Below are 18192 nucleotides of genomic sequence, written 5' to 3'. Positions count from 1 at the left end.
ATGCGGTACTTGCCGTAAAGGCTCCCCCACACTCCGTCTTCCTCGGGCTTGACCCGAGGATCCACAGCCGCAAGCGCTGCATTCGCGTTCGAAGTATCCAAAACGCAAAGCGGGTTCGCCTGAAACTACGGCACTGCTAAGCCACCGATTCGATCGCCCTACGCATCTCCCTGACAACCGTGACATCCGTCTTGTTCATACTCTTCGCCTCAAACCCGAAGGCGACCGCGCGCGGATCGGCGCTTTCGACCGGCGAACTGCAGGAGCCATGGACCTCGCGGGCGCCGGTCGCCTGCAGGATCTCCCCGACATTTCCAGGGCGGATGCCGCTGCCGGGCATGATCGTGATGCGGCCGGCGGCTTTTGCCGAGAGGCGCTTCAGCGTGTCGAGACCGTCGGTCGCCTTCAGCGCGCAGCCTGACGTCAGGATACGTTCGCAGCCGAGTTCGACCGCCTGCTCCAGCGCCTGATCGGCATCCGGCACCAGATCGAAAGCGCGATGCAGCGTCGAGCCGAGGCCGGCCGCATGCGCCTTCAGGCGGTGGATCAGCGGCAGGTCGAGCGTGCCGTCCGGCCGGTTGGCGCCGATGACGACGCCGGCGAGGCCGGCGGCGCGCACCGCATCGATATCGAGCATCATCGCTTCCTCGTCCGTCGCGCCGAAGATGAAGGGGCCGGCGTGTGGGCGGATCATCGCATAGACAGGAATGGGCGCGCGGGCGGCGATCCGTATCAGGCCCGGCAGCGGCGTCAGGCCGCCGAGCTCGAGGGCCGAGCAGAGCTCGATGCGGCCGGCGCCGCCCTCGATCGCGGCGGCAAGGCCCTCGGCGCTGTCGACGCATACTTCGAGCAAGATCGTCACGCTGCAGTCTCCCTGGTTCCGATGTCCGCCTGCCGCACGGTGTGCGCGACGGGTTGCGACGTCATTCTCGCCGCCGCCTCGATGATGACGGTGCAGGCATCGGCGGCGGCTTTGCGATGGTTGAAGGCGACGTGATAGGACATCGGCAGATGCACGTCGAGATCGACGATGCGCACCTTGTCGGCGATCGGCAGGGCGCTGACCCGGCCGAGAAAAGAGACATAGCCGTGATTGGCGACGAGATCGACGATCACGGGCAGCGAATCCGCCGCGGTGATATCCTGGCCGCGGAACCGCCGATCGGGCGCGCGCTCGTAGCTGAAGGCCATGGCCGCATGGCCGAGGCCGGTGCGCGGGCTCGGCATGCAGATCGGGTGGCCGGCGACCAGATCGGCGACGCTGGTCTCGGTGCTGTCACGCGGGGCGATCACCACCATGTCGGTCTGCAGCAATTCGCGATGCCGGAAGCTTTCGAGGCCGAAGACCGAATCCAGGATCGCCACATCGATGCGGCCGTTCTTCAGCGCCTCGCGCAGATCGTCGGCGGTCATCGACACCAGCGAGATCGCATTGTTGTTGCGGCGGAGATTCCATTCGGAGACCAGCACGCCCAGGCAGCGCGCCACCCAGCTTTCCGATCCGGTCGGGATGATCGAGCCGATGCGCAGCGACCGGGCGGTGCGCCGATAACGCTCGTCGGCCGAGGATTTCAGGTCGTTCCACGCCTGGCTGATCGCCATGAAGATCTGGTAGGCGCGCCTGCCCTCCTCCGTCAGCACCGAGCCCTGCGCCTGCCGCTCGAACAGGCGGCCCCCCAGAAATTTCTCAAGATTGGCAAGCTGAAGCGAAAGCTGTGGCTGCCCCAAGCGGAGGCGGCGCGCGGCCCGGTTGATGCTGCCCTGATCGGCCACTTCGAGAAAACGCTCGATGGTGACGATCTTGACCGGAATGCGGGATGCCCAGGCCTCGTAGGCCTCGGCGGCGGCGGCGTCATGGTCCGTGAATTGGCCGAATTCAGCGATCGCCGCCGTGATCGGCGCCAAGCCTTCCAGCACCCTGCCGCTTGCGATCAGCGTGACCAGCTCGCCGGAGGCGCGTTCCGTCAGCTTCATCGCCAGTTCGGTCTCGAGATTATGGATAGCCGTGGAGACAGTGGAGGGCGACAGCTGGAAGCGCCGGGCGGTCTCGCGCACCGAACCGGATGTCAGCACATGGCTTGCAATGAACAGGGCCCCAAGATGCAAACGACCGCCTCCGGAAAGTGCTGGAAAAACCGGACGATATGATGTGTTCATGAAAAAAGATATCCCTGCCTCCAAGGCGGCGGGCTATCGTTCCCGTCATAAAATATCCGGGCGGCGGGAAACCGCGAGAGAGCACCGGAGCATCGTGGAAACACGCAAGGGGATAAAAACAAATCGCGCCGGCCCCGGAAAAGGGAATGCGTTTCCGCGCATGGAGATGTGTTCGACGCCATAATCGGCCGCGTGACCGCAAATACTGGAGGGGGCTTGCATCGATTTTTCCGAAGGGCACGCTATTTCCATGACGCACGCAATTCCGGCATGATGGCGGCTCGGTCGCCCTCGCCGGCGGATTTCCTGCGCGCAAGCCACCGCCAACGGCTTGTGCCTCATTCACGGTGTTTAACAAGGGGACTTTCCATGCTGAAGAAACTCGCACTTGCCGTTTCGCTCTCCGCCTTCGCGGTGGGTGCGGCCCAGGCCGCCGACGTCGTCGTCTCGTCGAAGATCGACACCGAAGGCACGCTGCTCGGCAACGTCATCGCGCTCGCGCTCGAAGCCAACGGCATCAAGACGCAGGACCGTATCGCGCTCGGCGCGACACCGGTCGTGCGCAAGGCGATCACTGCCGGCGAAATCGACATCTATCCGGAATATACCGGCAATGCCGGCTTCTTCTTCAACAAGGCCGACGACGCCGCCTGGAAGAATATCGACCAGGGTTATGAGCTGGCGAAGAAGCTCGATTACGACGCCAACAAGATCGTCTGGCTGACGCCGTCGCCCGCCAACAACACCTGGGCGCTTGCCGTGCGCAACGATGTCGCCGGCCCGAACAAGCTGAAGAGCCTCACGGACTTCGGCAAGTGGGTTGCCGGCGGCGGTGACGTCAAGCTTGCCGCCTCCGCCGAATTCGTCAATTCGGCCGGCGCGCTTCCCGCCTTCCAGACGACCTACGGCTTCCAGCTGAAGCCCGACCAGACGGTCGTTCTCTCCGGCGGCGACACGGCAGCGACGATCAAGGCGGCCGCCGACCAGACCAACGGCGTCAACACCGCCATGGTCTATGGCACCGACGGCGCTATCGAAGCGGCTGAACTCACCGTTCTCGAAGACGACAAGAACGTGCAGCAGGTCTACGCGCCGACGCCGATCATCCGCGAAGAGGTGCTGAAGGCCAATCCGAAGATCGAGGAAGTGCTCTCGCCGATCTTCAAGAGCCTGACCGCCGACGAGTTGCGCAAGCTCAACGCCAAGATCCAGGTCGACGGCGAGCCGGCAAAGTCCGTCGCCGAAGCCTATCTCAAGGAAAAAGGCTTCCTGAAGTAGTCGTCGCTCGCTCCGCCCGATCGCGGGCGGAGCCTCCCTTTGCTGATAGGCTTGGCCAGATAGGGTTGGCCGGACAGGGCTGAATTGATGGAAGAAACTTCAGCGGTCCGCAGGCTGGACCGGCTCGGCGTGGTTCTGGTGGCCGGCGGCATCGCGGCGACGGCCCTGATGCCCTTCATCTATGTGAAGGCCAACCGTATCGCCGCCGGCAAGCCGATGCTCTTGACGCAGCTTCTTCCCCAGCCTTCCGTCATCATCCTGACCGTGCTTCTCGTTCTCTCTGCCTTCGCAACGCTGTTCCTGCGCAATGCCTTGGCGCGGCTCGTCATCGCGACCCTCTGCCTTGTCGCGCTGATCGTGGCGATCGGCCTGGTCTCGGCCGCAGCGACGCCGCCCGGCAGCACGGTGGCGCGGATGACGCCCGGCGGCGGTTTCTGGGTGCTGTTTGCGGTGATCGGGCTCGTCATCTCGGATGCGCTGGTCAAAATCCGGCTGGCGCCGTGGATGCGGGTTGCGGCCCTTGCCGCCTATACCGCACTGCTCTTCCTTTCGCTTTCGTCAGGCCTGCTCGACAGCCTGTCGATCATGAAGGAATTTTCCACACGGGCGCCGCAGTTCGAGACCGAGGCGATTTCGCATCTGCTGCTGGCCTTCGGTTCGCTTGCCATTGCCATCATTCTCGGCCTGCCGCTGGGCATCCTTTGCTTCTGGGTGCCGAAGCTGCGCGCCATTGTGCTGCAGGGGCTCAGCCTCATCCAGACGATCCCGAGTCTGGCGCTCTTCGGCCTGCTGATGCTGCCGCTCGGTTATCTCGCCACTCATGTGCCGCTCGCCGCCGCCATCGGCATCCGCGGCATCGGCACGGCGCCGGCACTGATCGCACTGGTGCTCTATTCGCTGCTGCCGATCGTCGCCAATACCGTCGTCGGCCTTGAGGGCGTCGACCCCTCGGTGCGGGACGCTGCGGCCGGCATGGGGCTGACACGCCTGCAGATCCTGACCGGCATCGACATGCCGCTCGCCTTCCCGGTCATCCTCACCGGCATCCGCATCGTGCTGGTGCAGGCGATCGGCATGGTGACGATCGCCGCGCTGATCGGCGGCGGCGGCTTCGGCATCTTCATCTTCCAGGGGCTCGGCCAGACGGCCATGGACCTCGTCCTGCTCGGCGCCGTGCCGACCGTCTTCTTCGCCTTCTCATCGGCCGTCATCCTCGATGCGGTCATCGACAGCATCCGGGGATCCGCCGCATGAGCATGATCGAGATCAGGAACGTCACCAAGCGCTACGGCACCGCCACCGTCGTCGACGACGTCTCGATGCGCGTCGAGAAGGGTGAGATCACCGTCATCGTCGGCACCTCGGGCTCCGGCAAATCGACGCTGATGCGGATGATCAACCGGCTGGTGCCGATCAGCGAAGGTCAGATCTTCGTCGGCGGGCAGAATGTTGTGGACGTTGAGGTGACCGAGCTTCGCCGCAAGATCGGCTACGCCATTCAGGGCCACGGCCTGTTTCCGCACCGCACCGTGGCGCAGAATATCGCCACCGTCCCGCAGCTTCTCGATTGGGATTCCGCCCGTATCGCCAGACGGGTCGAGGAACTGCTCGGGCTCTTCAACCTCGATCCGGCGACCTTTGCCGACAAATATCCGCATCAGCTTTCCGGCGGCCAGCAGCAGCGCGTCGGTGTCGCCCGGGCGCTGGCGGCAGAACCGGAACTGTTGTTGATGGACGAACCCTTCGGCGCGCTCGATCCAGTCATCCGCGGCAAGGCGCAGGACGACCTGCTGGCGATCCAGAAGCAGTTCGGCACGACGGTCATTCTCGTCACCCACGACATGGACGAGGCCTTCCATCTCGGCAACCAGATCGCCGTGATGAGCCAGGGCAGATTGCTGCAATGCTCGACGCCGGAAAAGATCCTCACCGAACCGGCCGATCCCTTCGTGCAGCAATTGACCGGCACCTCCGACCGGGCGCTGAAGCTGATGTCGCTGCTGCCGCTGAAAGAGAGCATGGAGCCGGCGAAGAGCGGCCTCGCCTATGCCCTGCCGCAATCGCTGAGTCTCCGCGATGCACTCGCCGAAATGATCTGGCAGGGGGTCGACGAGGCGGCCGTTGAGAACGGCGAGAAGGCGCCTGTCGGTTCGATCTCGATGAGCCGGCTTCTCGAACTGGGCCGCAAGGCATGAAACTCCTCGTCGCCAATCTCTTCCGCCTGGCGGCGCTCGCCCTGCTTCTGATCCTGCTGTTCAGGACGGAGTGGCTTTCCTTCCTGCTGGTGCCGCTGACCAGCAACAATGCGCCCGCCGTCTATACGCAAAACAGCCTTGCCTCGCTGGCCGTCGGCCATCTGCAACTGGTGATCGGCTCGATTGTCTGCAGCGCCGTGCTTGCCGTTGTCGGCGGCATCTTCGTGACGCGGGAAAGCGGGGCCGATTTCCTGCCGCTGTCGCGCGCGATCGCCAATGCCGGGCAGACCTTTCCGCCGGTCGCGGTGCTGGCGCTCGCCGTGCCCGCGACGGGCTTCGGCGCCATGCCGACGCTGATTGCGCTCTTTCTCTACGGCCTGCTGCCGATCTTCGAAAACACCGTCGCCGGGCTCAAGCAGGTTTCGCCGCAAATTCTCGATGCCGCCGACGGCATGGGCATGAACGGCACGCAGCGGCTGTTTCGCGTCGAGTTGCCGTTGGCCCTGCCGCTGATCCTCGAAGGGCTGAAGGTCGCGACCGTCATCAATATCGGCACGGCGACGATCGGCTCGACAGTTGCCGCAAAGGGCCTCGGCGAGGTGATCATCGCCGGGCTGATATCCGACAATACCGCCTTCATCCTGCAGGGCGGCCTGATCGTCGGCCTGATGGCGGTGCTGATCTATGACGCCATGGGCCTCGTCGAAGCGGCGATCACCCGAAGAATCGGCTTGCGCGCGGCGTAAGAGGACGGGTACCAAGGCTGCAGTAATTCAAAGTGCTACAGCGTCCTTTGCGCGTCTAAAAAGACGCGCGGCGCTGTAGTGCAATGGGAGGCCGCCTTGGCGAAGATGATCCACTCCATGATCCGCGTTCTCGACGAGGCGCGCTCCGTCGATTTCTACAGCAGGGCCTTCGGCCTTTCGGTCGCCGACCGCGTCGATTTCGAAACCTTCACGCTGATCTATCTGAGCAATGCCGAGACCGGCTTCGAACTGGAACTGACGGTCAACAAGGGCCGCACCGCGCCCTATGATCTCGGCAATGCCTATGGCCACCTTGCCGTCTCGGTCGAAGAGGTCGCCATCGAACGGGAGCGGCTGTCGAAGCTCGGGTTTCATCCCGGCGAACTGGTGGAGCTCAATCGCGACGGCAAGCTCTTCGGCCTGTTCTTCTTCATCAGCGACCCCGACGGCTACAAGATCGAGGTGCTGCAGCGCCACGGCCGGTTTCTCTGACGCTTCTCAGAGCGACACAGTTCCACTCCACAGAGAATCCCACAGCTTCGAGCGGCATGAATGAGGAGCCCGCCATGATCGAGAAGACCGCGCTCAATTCCGGCTGGACGCTCACCTGTAACGATACAGGAAGATCCGGCCTGCCCTCTGCCATTCCTGCAACGGTGCCGGGCTGCGTGCATCTCGACCTTCTCGCCAACCGGCTGATCCCCGATCCCTATATCGACGTCAACGAGATCACCAATGACTGGATCGGCAAAACCGACTGGACCTATCACTGCCGTTTCGAAGCGGCGCCTGACGATGGCAGGGTGCAGGAGCTGGTCTTCGAGGGGCTCGATACGATCGCGGTGATTGCCCTCAACGGCGAAGAGATCGGCCGCACCTTCAACATGCACCGCACCTATCGCTTCGATGTGTCGGCACTGCTGAAGGTTGGCCAGAACGACCTCACCGTCACCTTCCGCTCGGCTTACGCCTATGGCGTGGAGATGGAGAAGCACTACGGCTACCGGCCCAACAATTATCCGGGACCGGGCAATCTGATGCGCAAGATGGCCTGCAATTTCGGCTGGGACTGGGGGCCGACGCTGGTGACGGCAGGGCTCTGGAAACCCGTTCGGCTGGAGAGCTGGGATCGGGCACGGCTTGCCGAAACACGCGTATCCGCAAGCCTTGCCGGCGGCGACGGGCTGGTGAAGGTGCATGCGACGCTGGCGCGCCATGGCGATCACGGGCCGTGCCGGCTGGTCGCCGAGATCGGCGGGGTGACCACGACGGTGGCGATCGGCGCTGACAACGACGCGGTTTCCTTCGAGCTCCGCCTCCCCTCGCCGCAGCTCTGGTGGCCGCACCATCTCGGCGCGCAGCCGCTCTATCCGCTGACGCTGAAGCTGATCGACGATGCCAGCGGCGGTCTGCTCGACAGCTTTCAGCGCGACCTCGGCTTCCGCTCGCTGCGGCTCGATACCGCGGCCGACGAACACGGCTCGGCCTTTACCTTCGTCATCAACGACGTGCCGCTGTTCATCTGCGGGGCGAACTGGATTCCAGACGATTGTTTCCCCTCGCGGGTGACGGCCGAGCGTTATGCCGCGCGGATCGAGGAGGCGAAGGCCGCCAATATCCACCTGCTGCGCGTCTGGGGCGGCGGCATCTTCGAGCGCGAAGCGTTCTACGAGGCCTGCGACCGCATGGGCATGCTGGTCTGGCAGGATTTCCTCTTTGCCTGCGCCGCCTATCCGGAGGAGGAGCCGCTCAGAAGCGAGGTCGAGGCCGAGGTACGCGACAATGTCGTGCGGCTGATGCCGCATGCCTCGCTGGTCCTCTGGAACGGCAACAACGAGAATATCTGGGGCTTCGACGAATGGGGCTGGCGGCCGATCATCAAGGCGGGCGAAAGCTGGGGCCTCGGTTATTATCTCGACCTGCTGCCGAAACTCTGCGCCGAAATCGATCCGGACCGGCCCTATTATCCCGGCAGCCCCTATTCCGGCTCGATGGAGATCGAACCCAATGCCGACGCACATGGCTGCAAACATATCTGGGACGTGTGGAACGATGTCGGTTACGAGGTCTATCGCAGCTACATCCCCCGCTTCTGCTCCGAATTCGGCTGGCAGGCGCCGGCGGCCTGGGCGACGATCGAAGAAAGCGTGCACGACGCGCCGCTGACGCCGCAATCGAACGGCGTCTTCCACCATCAGAAGGCCACCCAAGGCAACGACAAGCTGATCCGCGGCCTCTCCGGCCATCTGCCGGAGCCGCAAGCGATGGACGACTGGCACTTCGCCACCCAGCTCAATCAGGCCCGCGCCATCCGCTTCGGCATCGAGCACATGCGCTCGCATCGGGATATCTGCAAGGGCGCCGTCGTCTGGCAGTTCAACGATTGCTGGCCGGTCACCTCATGGGCGGCGCTTGATTCGGCCGGGCGCCGCAAGCCGCTCTGGTATGCGCTGAAGGCGGCCTATGATCCGCGCCTGCTGACGATCCAGCCGCGCCGCGATGGCCTTGCGGCGGTGGCGGTCAACGAACGCACCCTGTTCTGGCGGGCGAAGATTGCCGGCAAACGCCTGAAGCTCGACGGCACCGTGCTGGCCGAATTCGAATTCTGGCGCCTGCTCTGCGACCGCTTCGAGGCCAAGGAATTTCCGCTGCCTGGGGATATCGTCACGCCGGACTTACCAAAGAACGAGGTTGTTGTCGTCGACATGCTCGATAGGCGGGCTTTTCATTATTTCGTCGAGGATATCGACCTTGCCTTGCCGGCGCCGCGGTTGGTGGTCGATGTCAGCGGGATCGACGGTGGGGTCGCCGTGAAGGTGACGGCGCAAAATTTCCTCAAGGATCTCTGCTTGATGGGGGATCGGCTGGATCCGGATGCCGTCGTCGATTCGATGCTGGTGACGCTGCTGCCGGGCGAGAGCCATGTCTTTGTGGTGAGGACGGCGGAGACGATCGTGGCTGACGACATTATCGTCGGCACCGTATTGCGCTCGGCCAACGATCTTGTTGCAGGGGACTAAAGAGGTCTCACATCCGGCTGTGCCGGCTACTCGGTTGAAAATGTGGTCTGTTAGCTGCCGTGGTCTCTACCTCCCTCATTCCTGTGCTCGTCACAGGAATGAGGGTGAGCAAGTCTGCCGGATCGGGTAAGAGCGAAGCTCATCGCCAAACACCAAAAAGGCCCCGCATCCCGCGGGGCCCTTCCAGCTCGGCCTATCGGACGACGTTACATCCAGTAGGGCGGCACGCCGTAGTAATCATAGACCCGGCGGCCATTGTCGTTGTACCAGGTGTCGTCATCGTCCGAATAGCTCGGGGCGCCTTCGATCTGCTCCTTGGTCAGGTCGATGCGATAGCCGTCCAGCTGGGTGTCGTAGTTCAGCTTTTCCCAGGGAAGCGGATAGTGGTCGTGACCGATGCCGAGGAAGCCGCCGAAGCTCAGTACGGCATAGGCGACACGGCCATCGAGCTTGCCGATGATCAGGCGTTCGATCGAGCCGATATGCCTGCCATCGGCACCATAGACACGGGTGCCTTCGACGCGATCGCTGGCGATCAGCGAGTGCGTGACCTTGGCATCCGGGTCACGGCGGCTGGCGTCAGAATCCTGATTCAACATTGTGGATCTCCTTTTGGTGTTCCTCATGGTTGGGTATGCAAGATCAACGTCATGGTAACCTCAAAGTTCCCCTCCCCATCTCACGCAAGGGGCGAATGTTGACGTTTACGTCAAGGTTAGTATAGCTTCATTCGGCTTGAACCGTTCAGGCAATGGCATAAGCTGCCGGACTGGAAGATGGAGGACTGCTTCCAGTCGATTACCGGCTCGGGTCGGTGCGGCGGCCGCAAGGGAGAGAGGATACGATGAACAGCATTTCCGTCCATCCGAACGGAGCCAAGCCGGATAAGCCCTGGCTTGCCAGCTATCCCGATGTCGTACCGGCCGAACTCCCGCCGCTGGAATATGCCTCGCTTGCCGAACTGCTCGAAAAATCCTGCGCCCGTTACGCCGACCGCACCGTCTTTTCCAGCATGGGCAAGGCGATGCGCTACCGCGAACTGGAGAGCCAGACGCAGAAGGTTGCCGCCTGGCTGCAGAGCATCGGCCTGGAAAAGGGCGACCGCGTCGCGGTGATGATGCCGAACGTGCTGCAGAACCCGGTCGCCACCTACGCCATCCTCAGGGCCGGCCTCGTCGTCGTCAACGTCAACCCACTCTATACGCCGCGTGAACTCGAACATCAGCTGCGGGATTCCGGCGCCAAGGCGATCTTCGTGCTGGAGAATTTCGCCCGCACGGTGGAGCAGGTTTTGAACAAGACCGATCTGCGCCACGTCGTCGTCACCTCGCTCGGCGAAATGCTGGGGGCCAAGGGGCTGATCGTCAATTTCCTCGTGCGCAAGGTGAAAAAGCTCGTTCCCTCCTGGTCGATCCCTGAGCACAAGAGCTTCAGCCAGGTGCTGCGCGACGGGGCGCAAAAGACGCTGCAGCCGGTGACACTTGCGGGCAGCGATATTGCCTTCCTGCAATATACGGGCGGCACGACAGGCATTGCCAAGGGCGCGGTGCTGACCCATGCAAACCTGCTCGCCAACAAGCTGCAGCTGTCGCTATGGCTGCGATCGGCTTTCGAGCGCAAGAAACAGCCCGAAGTGCTGAATTTCCTCTGCGCCCTGCCGCTCTACCACATCTTCGCGTTGACGGTGAATTCGCTGATGGGCTTGTCGCTCGGCGCCCACAATATCCTGATCGCCAATCCGCGCGACATACCTGGCCTCGTCAAGGAATTCGGCAAGTCCGACGTGCATATCTTCCCCGGCCTCAACACGCTGTTCAATGCGCTGATGAACAATGCCGATTTTGCCAAGCTCGATTTCTCGCCGCTGATCATGTCGCTCGGCGGCGGCATGGCCGTGCAGCGCCCGGTCGCCGACCGCTGGCTAAAGATGACCGGCACGCCGGTGACGGAGGGCTACGGGCTATCCGAGACCTCGCCGGTTGCCACCGCCAATCGTTTCGATTCGGCCGAGTTCACCGGCACGATCGGCCTGCCGATGCCCTCCACCGACCTCGATATCCGCGATGAGGAAGGCCATTCGCTGCCATTGGGCGAAGTCGGCGAGATCTGCATCCGTGGGCCGCAGGTGATGGCCGGCTATTGGCAGAAGCCGGAGGAAACGGCGCGGGTGATGACCGAGGACGGCTATTTCCGCTCCGGCGACATGGGCTTCATGGACGCGCGCGGCTTTACCAAGATCGTCGACCGCAAGAAGGACATGATCCTGGTCTCGGGCTTCAACGTCTATCCGAACGAGATCGAGGAGGTCGCCGCCATGCATGCCGGTATCCTCGAGGCCGCCGCCATCGGCGTGCCGGACGGACATTCGGGCGAGGCCGTCAAGCTCTTCGTCGTCAGGAAGGATCCGAACCTGACGGAATCGGAGGTGAAGGCCCATTGCATCGCCAACCTCACCAATTACAAACGGCCGCGCTTCATCGAGTTCCGCACCGAGCTGCCGAAGTCGCCTGTCGGCAAGATCCTGCGCAAGGATCTGCGCGGCTGAATTGACGAATTCAAAGTGAGACAGCGTCCTTTGCGCATCTTTCGGCCGCGCGGCGCTGTCATGAAATTGACGGCCATCCGCTCGCCACGGGTGGCTTTTTTATATGTTGAGCGGCGGCTGAACTTGATTTGCACTGGAGAAAGCGAATAGTTTCCGCAACCTTTCCGCCTCCAAAGGAGCCTCCCATGAACGCCATCGTCGAACAGCTGAAAAGCACCGCTGATGCCACCAAGGCGACCGATATCCGCGCCGCCTTCGCCGCCGATCCGCAGCGCTTTTCGCGTTTTTCCGTCGCGCTTGACGACCTGCTGATGGATTTTTCCAAGACGGCGGTCAATGACGACATCCTCAAGCTGCTGGTCAAGCTTGCCGAAGAAGGCGGCGTCGAAAAGAAGCGCGAGGAAATGTTCTCCGGCAAGGCGATCAATTTCACCGAGGACCGCGCCGTTCTGCACACCGCGCTGCGCAACCGCTCCAACACGCCGGTTCTGGTCGACGGCAGGGACGTCATGCCCGATGTCAACGCGGTGCTTGCCGCCATGGGTAGGTTTGCCGACGAGATCCGCTCCGGCGCGCTGAAAGGCGCCACCGGCAAGGCAATCACCGATGTCGTCAATATCGGCATCGGCGGCTCGGATCTCGGCCCCGTCATGGCGACGCTGGCGCTTGCCCCCTTCCATGACGGCCCGCGCGCGCATTTCGTCTCCAACATCGACGGCGCCCATATCGCCGACATCCTGAAGCTCGTCGAGCCCGAGACGACGCTGTTCATCGTCGCCTCGAAGACCTTCACCACCGTCGAAACGATGACCAATGCACAGACGGCGCGCAATTTCATCGCCAAGGCGCTCGGCGAAGCGGCCGTGCAGCATCATTTCGCCGCCGTCTCGACGGCGCTCGACAAGGTCGCCGCCTTCGGTATCGACAGCGCCCGCGTCTTCGGCTTCTGGGATTGGGTCGGCGGCCGCTACTCGATCTGGTCGGCCATCGGCCTGCCGCTGATGATCGCCGTCGGGCCGGAGAATTTCGGCAAATTCCTCGACGGCGCCCATGCCGTCGACAATCACTTCCGTAAGGCGCCGATTACCGAGAACCTGCCGATGCTGCTCGGCCTGATCGGCTTCTACCACCGCAATGTGCTCGGCTACCCCACCCGCGCCATCCTGCCCTACGACCAGCGCCTGTCGCGCTTCCCGGCCTATCTGCAGCAGCTCGACATGGAATCGAACGGTAAGGGCGTCACCATCGACGGCACGCCGGTCGAGGGCAATTCCGGCCCGGTCGTCTGGGGCGAGCCCGGCACCAACGGTCAGCACGCCTTCTACCAGCTCATCCATCAGGGCACGAGCATCATCCCGGCCGAATTCATGATCGCCGCCAACGCCTTCGAGCCGGAGCTGCGCCACCAGCACCAGCTGCTAATCTCCAACGTGCTCGCCCAGTCGGAAGCGCTGATGAAGGGCCGCACCTTCGCGGAAGCCAAGAAGCAGCTGACCGACAAGGGCATGGACGACAAGAAGGCCGATTTCATCGCTCCGCACCGCGTCTTCACCGGCAACCGTCCGTCGATCACCTTCGTCTACGACAAGCTGACCCCCTACGCCCTCGGCCGCCTGATCGCGCTCTACGAACATCGCGTCTTCGTCGAAGGCGTGCTCTTCCGGATCAACTCCTTCGACCAATGGGGCGTCGAGCTCGGCAAGGAACTGGCGACTGGCCTGCTGCCGGTTGTCGAGGGCAAGCAGAGTGCGGCATCGCATGATTCGTCGACGCAGGGCCTGGTTGCGGCGCTGGCGAAGCTTGCGAAGTAAGCGAGAGATCGCCCCTCACCCTAATCCTCTCCCCGTTCTGACGGGGAGAGGGGACGTGCCATGCGAGACGTAGATGAGGACGGAGAGCTTGCGGCATCGTCCCTTCGCCCCGTTTAGGGGGAGAAGGTGACGGCAGCCGCATGAGGGCTGACGCTGGCTCCAACCTTACAAACCAATCTCATGCACCCAGAGCGGATTGGCGCCCACATCGTCATTGCGGCCCGCAAAAGGTGAACGTATAGCGGCCTGTCTGATGCATTCCTGTCTACAGGGCCCACGGCGCAAAACCGGATTGAACGTTCTTCTAATAGAAAATTTTAGAAAGAATTCTTTCAATTCCCCCGCAATCGCCCTAGATTCAAGCAAATTCTATGCGCAGGGTATTCCGACGACATGGCCTACAAGCCGGGGACGACGCCCCGTTTCGTTGTTTCCGCTGGCGTATGCACCGGGCCACTCGCGTCCGGATTTACTCTTTCGCGCCCAGTTCACGAGATTGCTCGAGACGCTCGCAACAGAGCGTTTTCACGATCGATCGTCACCAAAGGAAGTTCATGAGCCGTCTTATCGTCGTATCCAATCGTGTTCCCATGCCGGCCAAAGATGGGAGCGCCGCGGCCGGCGGGCTGGCCGTGGCGCTGCAGGCAGCCCTGCAGGCGCGCGGCGGCATCTGGATGGGATGGTCGGGAGAGTCGAGCGGAGACAGGGAGCCTGGTCCGCTGGCGCACCTGCAGAAGGGGAACATCACCTATGCGCTGACCGATCTCACCGACACCGACGTCGAGGAATATTATCGCGGATTTGCAAACCGTGTTCTCTGGCCCATCTGCCACTACCGCCTCGACCTCGCCGAATATGGCCGAAAGGAAATGGCCGGTTATTTCCGCGTCAACCGGTTTTTCGCGCACCGGCTGGCGCCGATGATCGAGCCGGACGACATCATCTGGGTTCATGACTATCACCTCATTCCGCTGGCCGCCGAACTGCGCCAAATGGGGCTGAAGAACCGGATCGGCTTCTTCCTGCACATTCCCTGGCCGCCGGCCGACATTCTCGTCACGATGCCGGTCCATGAAGAAATCATGCGCGGGCTCTCGCATTACGATCTCGTCGGCTTCCAGACGGACTACGACCTCCAGAACTTCGCCGGGTATCTCAGAAGGGAAGGCATTGGCGACGACCTTGGAAATGGATCGTTCGATTCACATGGGCGGATATTCAAGGCGGGCGCCTATCCGATCGGGATCGAAACCGCGGCCTTCGCCGACTTCGCCGAGAGCGCCGCAAACAATGTCATGGTGCAGAAGACCCGGCGCAGCGTTGAAGGCCGCGACATGATCATCGGGGTCGATCGCCTCGATTATTCCAAGGGCATCATTCAGCGGCTAGAAGCGTTCGAACGCTTCCTCACCGGCAATCCCGCCTATCAGAACAAGGTCACCTATCTGCAGATCACGCCGAAGTCGCGATCGGAAGTTCCCGAATACGAGCATATGCAGAAGATGGTCGCCGAGCAGGCCGGCCGCGTCAACGGCGCCATCGGGACGGTCGACTGGGTGCCGATCCGCTATGTCAACCGTTCGATCAACCGCACCGTGCTCGCCGGCCTCTACCGCCTGGCGACGATCGGGCTGGTCACGCCGTTGCGCGACGGCATGAATCTCGTCGCCAAGGAATATGTCGCCGCTCAGAACCCGGATCGCCCGGGCGTCCTGGTGCTATCGCGCTTTGCCGGCGCGGCTCGGGAGCTGAAGGGTGCGCTGCTGGTCAATCCCTACGATGTCGAAGGCACTGCCAATGCGCTTGCCAGGGGCCTTGCCATGTCGCTTGGGGAGCGCCGCGAGCGCTGGAGCATGATGATGGAGCATCTGCTCTCTCACGATGTCTCGCTTTGGTGCGAAAACTTCTTGCGGGACCTGGTGACCGCTCCCGAGCTTGCCCGAACAGGCGCCTGATCGATCAGCGTCCAGCCGCGTCACCACAAAGAGCCTCGCACCGGCCGGGGCGCGAGGGTTAAAGAGCGATCTCATGCGCCCAGGGCGGGTTGGCGCCGGCGCGGGAGACGGTGACGGCCGCAGCTTTGGCGCCGAGCGCCAGGGCGTTGCGCAGCGCCTTTTCGTCAAGATTGGCGACCTGCCCCTTGGTCAGCAGACCATCCATCTTCAGCGACGCCAGCACGCCGGCATCGAAGGTATCGCCGGCGCCGACCGTATCGACGACGGTGACGCGCTCACTCGGCACCGTGACCTTGCGCTCGCTTGTATAACCGGAGGCGCCTTCCGCGCCCTTGGTGATGACGACGAGCTTGGCGCCGTGGGCAAGCCAGTGGGCGGCGAGCGTATCATGGTCACCTGAAAGACCGAACCAATCGAGATCCTCGTCGGAGAATTTGACAATGTCTGATTTGGCCGCCATGCGCTTGATGCGGGCCATATGCGCCGGTTTGTCCTTGATGAAGCCGGGGCGGATATTCGGATCGAGCGAGATGACGCGGGTCGCGGCTTCACGGTCAAGCAGCGCCTCGTAGGTTTCGCCGCAGGGGCTGGGGATCAGGCTGATGGCGCCGAAATGCAGGGCTTCGCAATCGTCGCCGAGCACAGGCAGATCGGCCTCGGTGATCATCCGGCCGGCCGTGCCCTCGTCGTAGAAAGCATAGGTCGCCTGGCCGTTGACCAGCTTGACGAAGGCGATGGTCGAGGGACGCGGGGTGATGGCGCATGGGCTGTAATCGACATTGCTCGCCTTCAGCGTCGAAAGCAGGATTTCGCCCATCATGTCCTCGGCGATGCCGGTGAAGAAGGCGGTGGGGATGCCGAGGCGGCCGAGCGCGATGGCGGTGTTGAAGATCGCGCCGCCGGCATAGGGGGCAAAGCCCTTTTCGCCCAAGGTGGTGTCCCTCGGCAGCATGTCGATCAAGGCTTCGCCGCAGCACAAAATCATCGAATTCCTCCCAACAGCATTTCTACGTTCATCAACCGATTAAGCGAGCTTTTGTCAATAGCTAGAGCGAAAGCTCACTGACGCCGCCATTCCTGCCCGACCATGCGAGCGGCGCATCGAGGAAGGCCTCGACCTCTTCAAGCGTCTTGTCGTCGAACAGCTTCTGCGCCTTGGCGACGGCCAGAACATTGCGCCAGGTGGCGATGTGATGCAGCCGGACCTTGCCGTCGGCAAAACGCTGGTCGCCGAAGATGCCGTAGAAGAACAGCGCGATGCCGTGATCAACGATGCCGCCGGCGGCCCGGACCGCGTCGATGAACTTGAACATGCTGCCGCCTGCTGTCGTCAGGTCTTCGATGACGAGCACGCGCGAACCTTCCGGCATATTGCCTTCGATCTGGGCATTGCGGCCATGGCCCTTCGGTTGCTTGCGGACATAGATCATCGGCAGGCCGAGACGATCGGCCAGCAGGGCGGCGAAGGGGATGCCGGCGGTCTCGCCGCCGGCGATGCAATCGAACTGCTCGAAGCCGGCATCGCGCAACAGGGTGCTGGCGGCGAAATCCATCACCGTCGAGCGGATGCGCGGGAAGGAGAGCAGCTTGCGGCAGTCGATATAGACCGGGCTCGCCATGCCGGAGGAGAGTTTATACGGCTGGGCGGCATTGAAATGCACCGCCTTGATCTCCCAGAGCATCTTGGCCAGCAACTCGGCCATCACGGCGCGATCGGGAAATGTGGTCTGGATCATGCGGCTCTCCTTCGGCTTGGATCCTTGCGGGAATAGCAGCAAGAGCCCGCCGTTTCCAGACGAAAGGCGGCGATCACTGCAGCAGACGGTCGATATCGGCGTTCTGCATTTTCTTGAGCAGGGCAACCGCCTGGGCGCCCTCCTCCGCATCCAGCGAAACGGCGTAACGCACGCCGGCGGCAAGCAGCTGCATCGTCAGCCTTGCGATCGCGAGCAGCGCCTTGCGGTCGCGATCCGGCCCTAGACGGATAAGCACGCCGAGAAATGCCTGGGCATGGAATTCCATGTCCTCGGCATCGATCTGCTGCAGCAGCTTGTCGGTATGGGTCGCATGCCAGATGTCGCGCATCACAGGCTCGCGGCGGAAGAAGCCGTAATATTCGTCGACGATATTGGCGAGCGCGCCCTGCAGGCCGGCGGCGTCGGCGACCTTCGCCAGCTCCGCCTCGACGCACCGTCTGCCCTCTTCGTTGAAGCGCTCGGCCAAGGTGCGGATGATCGAGCTCTTGTCGGGGAAATATTGATAGAGGGCGCCGAACGAAAGACCGGCCTTTTCGACGATCTCGCTCATCTTCAAGCCGTCGCTGCCATGGCTTTCGATCAGCTCCGAGGCGACGGCGAGGATCTTTTCGAAACGCTCGCGGCCGCGCTGCTGGCTGGGAATCCGGCGCGGCTGGCCGGTATGCTCCGACTGGCGTCTGCGCGTGGCGACCGGCTGTTGCGACATCGTCTGCTCCTTTTCCAAGTTG

16 protein-coding genes are annotated in these 18192 nt (G+C 62.8%); 10 read left to right on the top strand and 6 right to left on the bottom strand.

Going from position 1 to position 18192, the window contains the following annotated elements:
• Positions 1-136: 136 nt before the first annotated feature.
• On the bottom strand, positions 137-862 hold the full coding sequence (locus tag QMO82_RS25610) for a copper homeostasis protein CutC (protein WP_183605555.1): 726 nt from the start codon (positions 860-862) through the stop codon (positions 137-139).
• A complete protein-coding gene (locus QMO82_RS25605; protein WP_183605554.1) occupies positions 859-2106 on the bottom strand; it encodes a LysR family transcriptional regulator in 1248 nt (415 codons plus the stop codon). The genes QMO82_RS25610 and QMO82_RS25605 overlap by 4 nt, the downstream gene beginning before the upstream one ends.
• Positions 2107-2155: 49 nt before the next feature.
• Here QMO82_RS25605 and QMO82_RS25600 point away from each other — a divergent pair, with 49 nt between their 5' ends.
• From QMO82_RS25600 to QMO82_RS25570, 7 genes are all read left to right on the top strand, one after another.
• The gene (locus QMO82_RS25600) at positions 2156-2341 is read left to right on the top strand and encodes an acetyltransferase (protein WP_210305625.1); all 186 of its coding nucleotides are present in this window, start codon (positions 2156-2158) and stop codon (positions 2339-2341) included.
• A 185-nt stretch (positions 2342-2526) separates the two neighbouring features.
• A complete protein-coding gene (locus QMO82_RS25595) occupies positions 2527-3435 on the top strand; it encodes an ABC transporter substrate-binding protein (protein ID WP_183605552.1) in 909 nt (302 codons plus the stop codon).
• An 87-nt stretch (positions 3436-3522) separates the two neighbouring features.
• A complete protein-coding gene (locus tag QMO82_RS25590; protein ID WP_183605551.1) occupies positions 3523-4689 on the top strand; it encodes an ABC transporter permease in 1167 nt (388 codons plus the stop codon).
• Complete coding sequence (locus tag QMO82_RS25585; protein ID WP_183605550.1) at positions 4686-5630, top strand: ABC transporter ATP-binding protein; 945 nt, start codon at positions 4686-4688, stop codon at positions 5628-5630. Before QMO82_RS25590 ends, QMO82_RS25585 begins: the two co-directional genes overlap by 4 nt.
• The gene (locus QMO82_RS25580) at positions 5627-6376 is read left to right on the top strand and encodes an ABC transporter permease (protein ID WP_183605549.1); all 750 of its coding nucleotides are present in this window, start codon (positions 5627-5629) and stop codon (positions 6374-6376) included. Before QMO82_RS25585 ends, QMO82_RS25580 begins: the two co-directional genes overlap by 4 nt.
• Positions 6377-6472: 96 nt before the next feature.
• The gene (locus QMO82_RS25575) at positions 6473-6868 is read left to right on the top strand and encodes a VOC family protein (RefSeq protein WP_183605548.1); all 396 of its coding nucleotides are present in this window, start codon (positions 6473-6475) and stop codon (positions 6866-6868) included.
• 74 nt (positions 6869-6942) lie between these two features.
• Positions 6943-9396 (top strand): glycoside hydrolase family 2 protein, encoded by a 2454-nt coding sequence (locus QMO82_RS25570; RefSeq protein ID WP_183605547.1) that lies wholly within the window; start codon positions 6943-6945, stop codon positions 9394-9396.
• Between the two features lie 206 nt (positions 9397-9602).
• Here QMO82_RS25570 and QMO82_RS25565 read toward each other — a convergent pair whose 3' ends face one another.
• The gene (locus QMO82_RS25565) at positions 9603-9995 is read right to left on the bottom strand and encodes a PRC-barrel domain-containing protein (RefSeq protein ID WP_183605546.1); all 393 of its coding nucleotides are present in this window, start codon (positions 9993-9995) and stop codon (positions 9603-9605) included.
• Positions 9996-10240: 245 nt separating this feature from the next.
• Here QMO82_RS25565 and QMO82_RS25560 point away from each other — a divergent pair, with 245 nt between their 5' ends.
• From QMO82_RS25560 to otsA, 3 genes are all read left to right on the top strand, one after another.
• The gene (locus tag QMO82_RS25560) at positions 10241-11941 is read left to right on the top strand and encodes a long-chain fatty acid--CoA ligase (RefSeq protein ID WP_183605545.1); all 1701 of its coding nucleotides are present in this window, start codon (positions 10241-10243) and stop codon (positions 11939-11941) included.
• Between the two features lie 185 nt (positions 11942-12126).
• A complete protein-coding gene (gene pgi, locus QMO82_RS25555) occupies positions 12127-13752 on the top strand; it encodes a glucose-6-phosphate isomerase (RefSeq protein ID WP_183605544.1) in 1626 nt (541 codons plus the stop codon).
• A 554-nt stretch (positions 13753-14306) separates the two neighbouring features.
• Positions 14307-15707: an alpha,alpha-trehalose-phosphate synthase (UDP-forming) gene (gene otsA / locus QMO82_RS25550; protein WP_183605543.1), complete on the top strand. Its 1401-nt coding sequence runs from the start codon at positions 14307-14309 to the stop codon at positions 15705-15707.
• Positions 15708-15765: 58 nt separating this feature from the next.
• Here the strand turns inward: otsA and QMO82_RS25545 are convergent, their stop codons facing one another.
• The 3 genes from QMO82_RS25545 to QMO82_RS25535 form a co-directional block, all read right to left on the bottom strand.
• A complete protein-coding gene (locus tag QMO82_RS25545; protein WP_183605542.1) occupies positions 15766-16692 on the bottom strand; it encodes a carbohydrate kinase in 927 nt (308 codons plus the stop codon).
• Between the two features lie 61 nt (positions 16693-16753).
• A complete protein-coding gene (locus QMO82_RS25540; protein WP_183605541.1) occupies positions 16754-17443 on the bottom strand; it encodes an orotate phosphoribosyltransferase in 690 nt (229 codons plus the stop codon).
• 73 nt (positions 17444-17516) lie between these two features.
• Positions 17517-18170 (bottom strand): TetR/AcrR family transcriptional regulator, encoded by a 654-nt coding sequence (locus QMO82_RS25535; protein WP_183605540.1) that lies wholly within the window; start codon positions 18168-18170, stop codon positions 17517-17519.
• Positions 18171-18192 lie beyond the last annotated feature (22 nt).

The sequence above is a fragment of the Rhizobium sp. BT04 genome, from assembly GCF_030053135.1.
GTDB classification, from domain to species: Bacteria; Pseudomonadota; Alphaproteobacteria; order Rhizobiales; family Rhizobiaceae; genus Rhizobium; species Rhizobium binxianense.
Note: the sequence above shows the minus strand (reverse complement) of the source record. Positions and strands in the feature narration are given on the sequence as shown.

What these genes read in the sequence shown, in the direction of transcription:
- QMO82_RS25595 (WP_183605552.1), top strand. Translation starts at nt 2,527, where the DNA reads ATGCTGAAGAAACTCGCACTTGCCGTTTCGCTCTCCGCCTTCGCGGTG.
- QMO82_RS25535 (WP_183605540.1), bottom strand. Translation starts at nt 18,170, where the DNA reads ATGTCGCAACAGCCGGTCGCCACGCGCAGACGCCAGTCGGAGCATACC.
- QMO82_RS25585 (WP_183605550.1), top strand. Translation starts at nt 4,686, where the DNA reads ATGAGCATGATCGAGATCAGGAACGTCACCAAGCGCTACGGCACCGCC.
- QMO82_RS25565 (WP_183605546.1), bottom strand. Translation starts at nt 9,995, where the DNA reads ATGTTGAATCAGGATTCTGACGCCAGCCGCCGTGACCCGGATGCCAAG.
- QMO82_RS25560 (WP_183605545.1), top strand. Translation starts at nt 10,241, where the DNA reads ATGAACAGCATTTCCGTCCATCCGAACGGAGCCAAGCCGGATAAGCCC.
- QMO82_RS25600 (WP_210305625.1), top strand. Translation starts at nt 2,156, where the DNA reads ATGAAAAAAGATATCCCTGCCTCCAAGGCGGCGGGCTATCGTTCCCGT.
- otsA (WP_183605543.1), top strand. Translation starts at nt 14,307, where the DNA reads ATGAGCCGTCTTATCGTCGTATCCAATCGTGTTCCCATGCCGGCCAAA.
- pgi (WP_183605544.1), top strand. Translation starts at nt 12,127, where the DNA reads ATGAACGCCATCGTCGAACAGCTGAAAAGCACCGCTGATGCCACCAAG.
- QMO82_RS25540 (WP_183605541.1), bottom strand. Translation starts at nt 17,443, where the DNA reads ATGATCCAGACCACATTTCCCGATCGCGCCGTGATGGCCGAGTTGCTG.
- QMO82_RS25570 (WP_183605547.1), top strand. Translation starts at nt 6,943, where the DNA reads ATGATCGAGAAGACCGCGCTCAATTCCGGCTGGACGCTCACCTGTAAC.
- QMO82_RS25590 (WP_183605551.1), top strand. Translation starts at nt 3,523, where the DNA reads ATGGAAGAAACTTCAGCGGTCCGCAGGCTGGACCGGCTCGGCGTGGTT.
- QMO82_RS25545 (WP_183605542.1), bottom strand. Translation starts at nt 16,692, where the DNA reads ATGATTTTGTGCTGCGGCGAAGCCTTGATCGACATGCTGCCGAGGGAC.
- QMO82_RS25580 (WP_183605549.1), top strand. Translation starts at nt 5,627, where the DNA reads ATGAAACTCCTCGTCGCCAATCTCTTCCGCCTGGCGGCGCTCGCCCTG.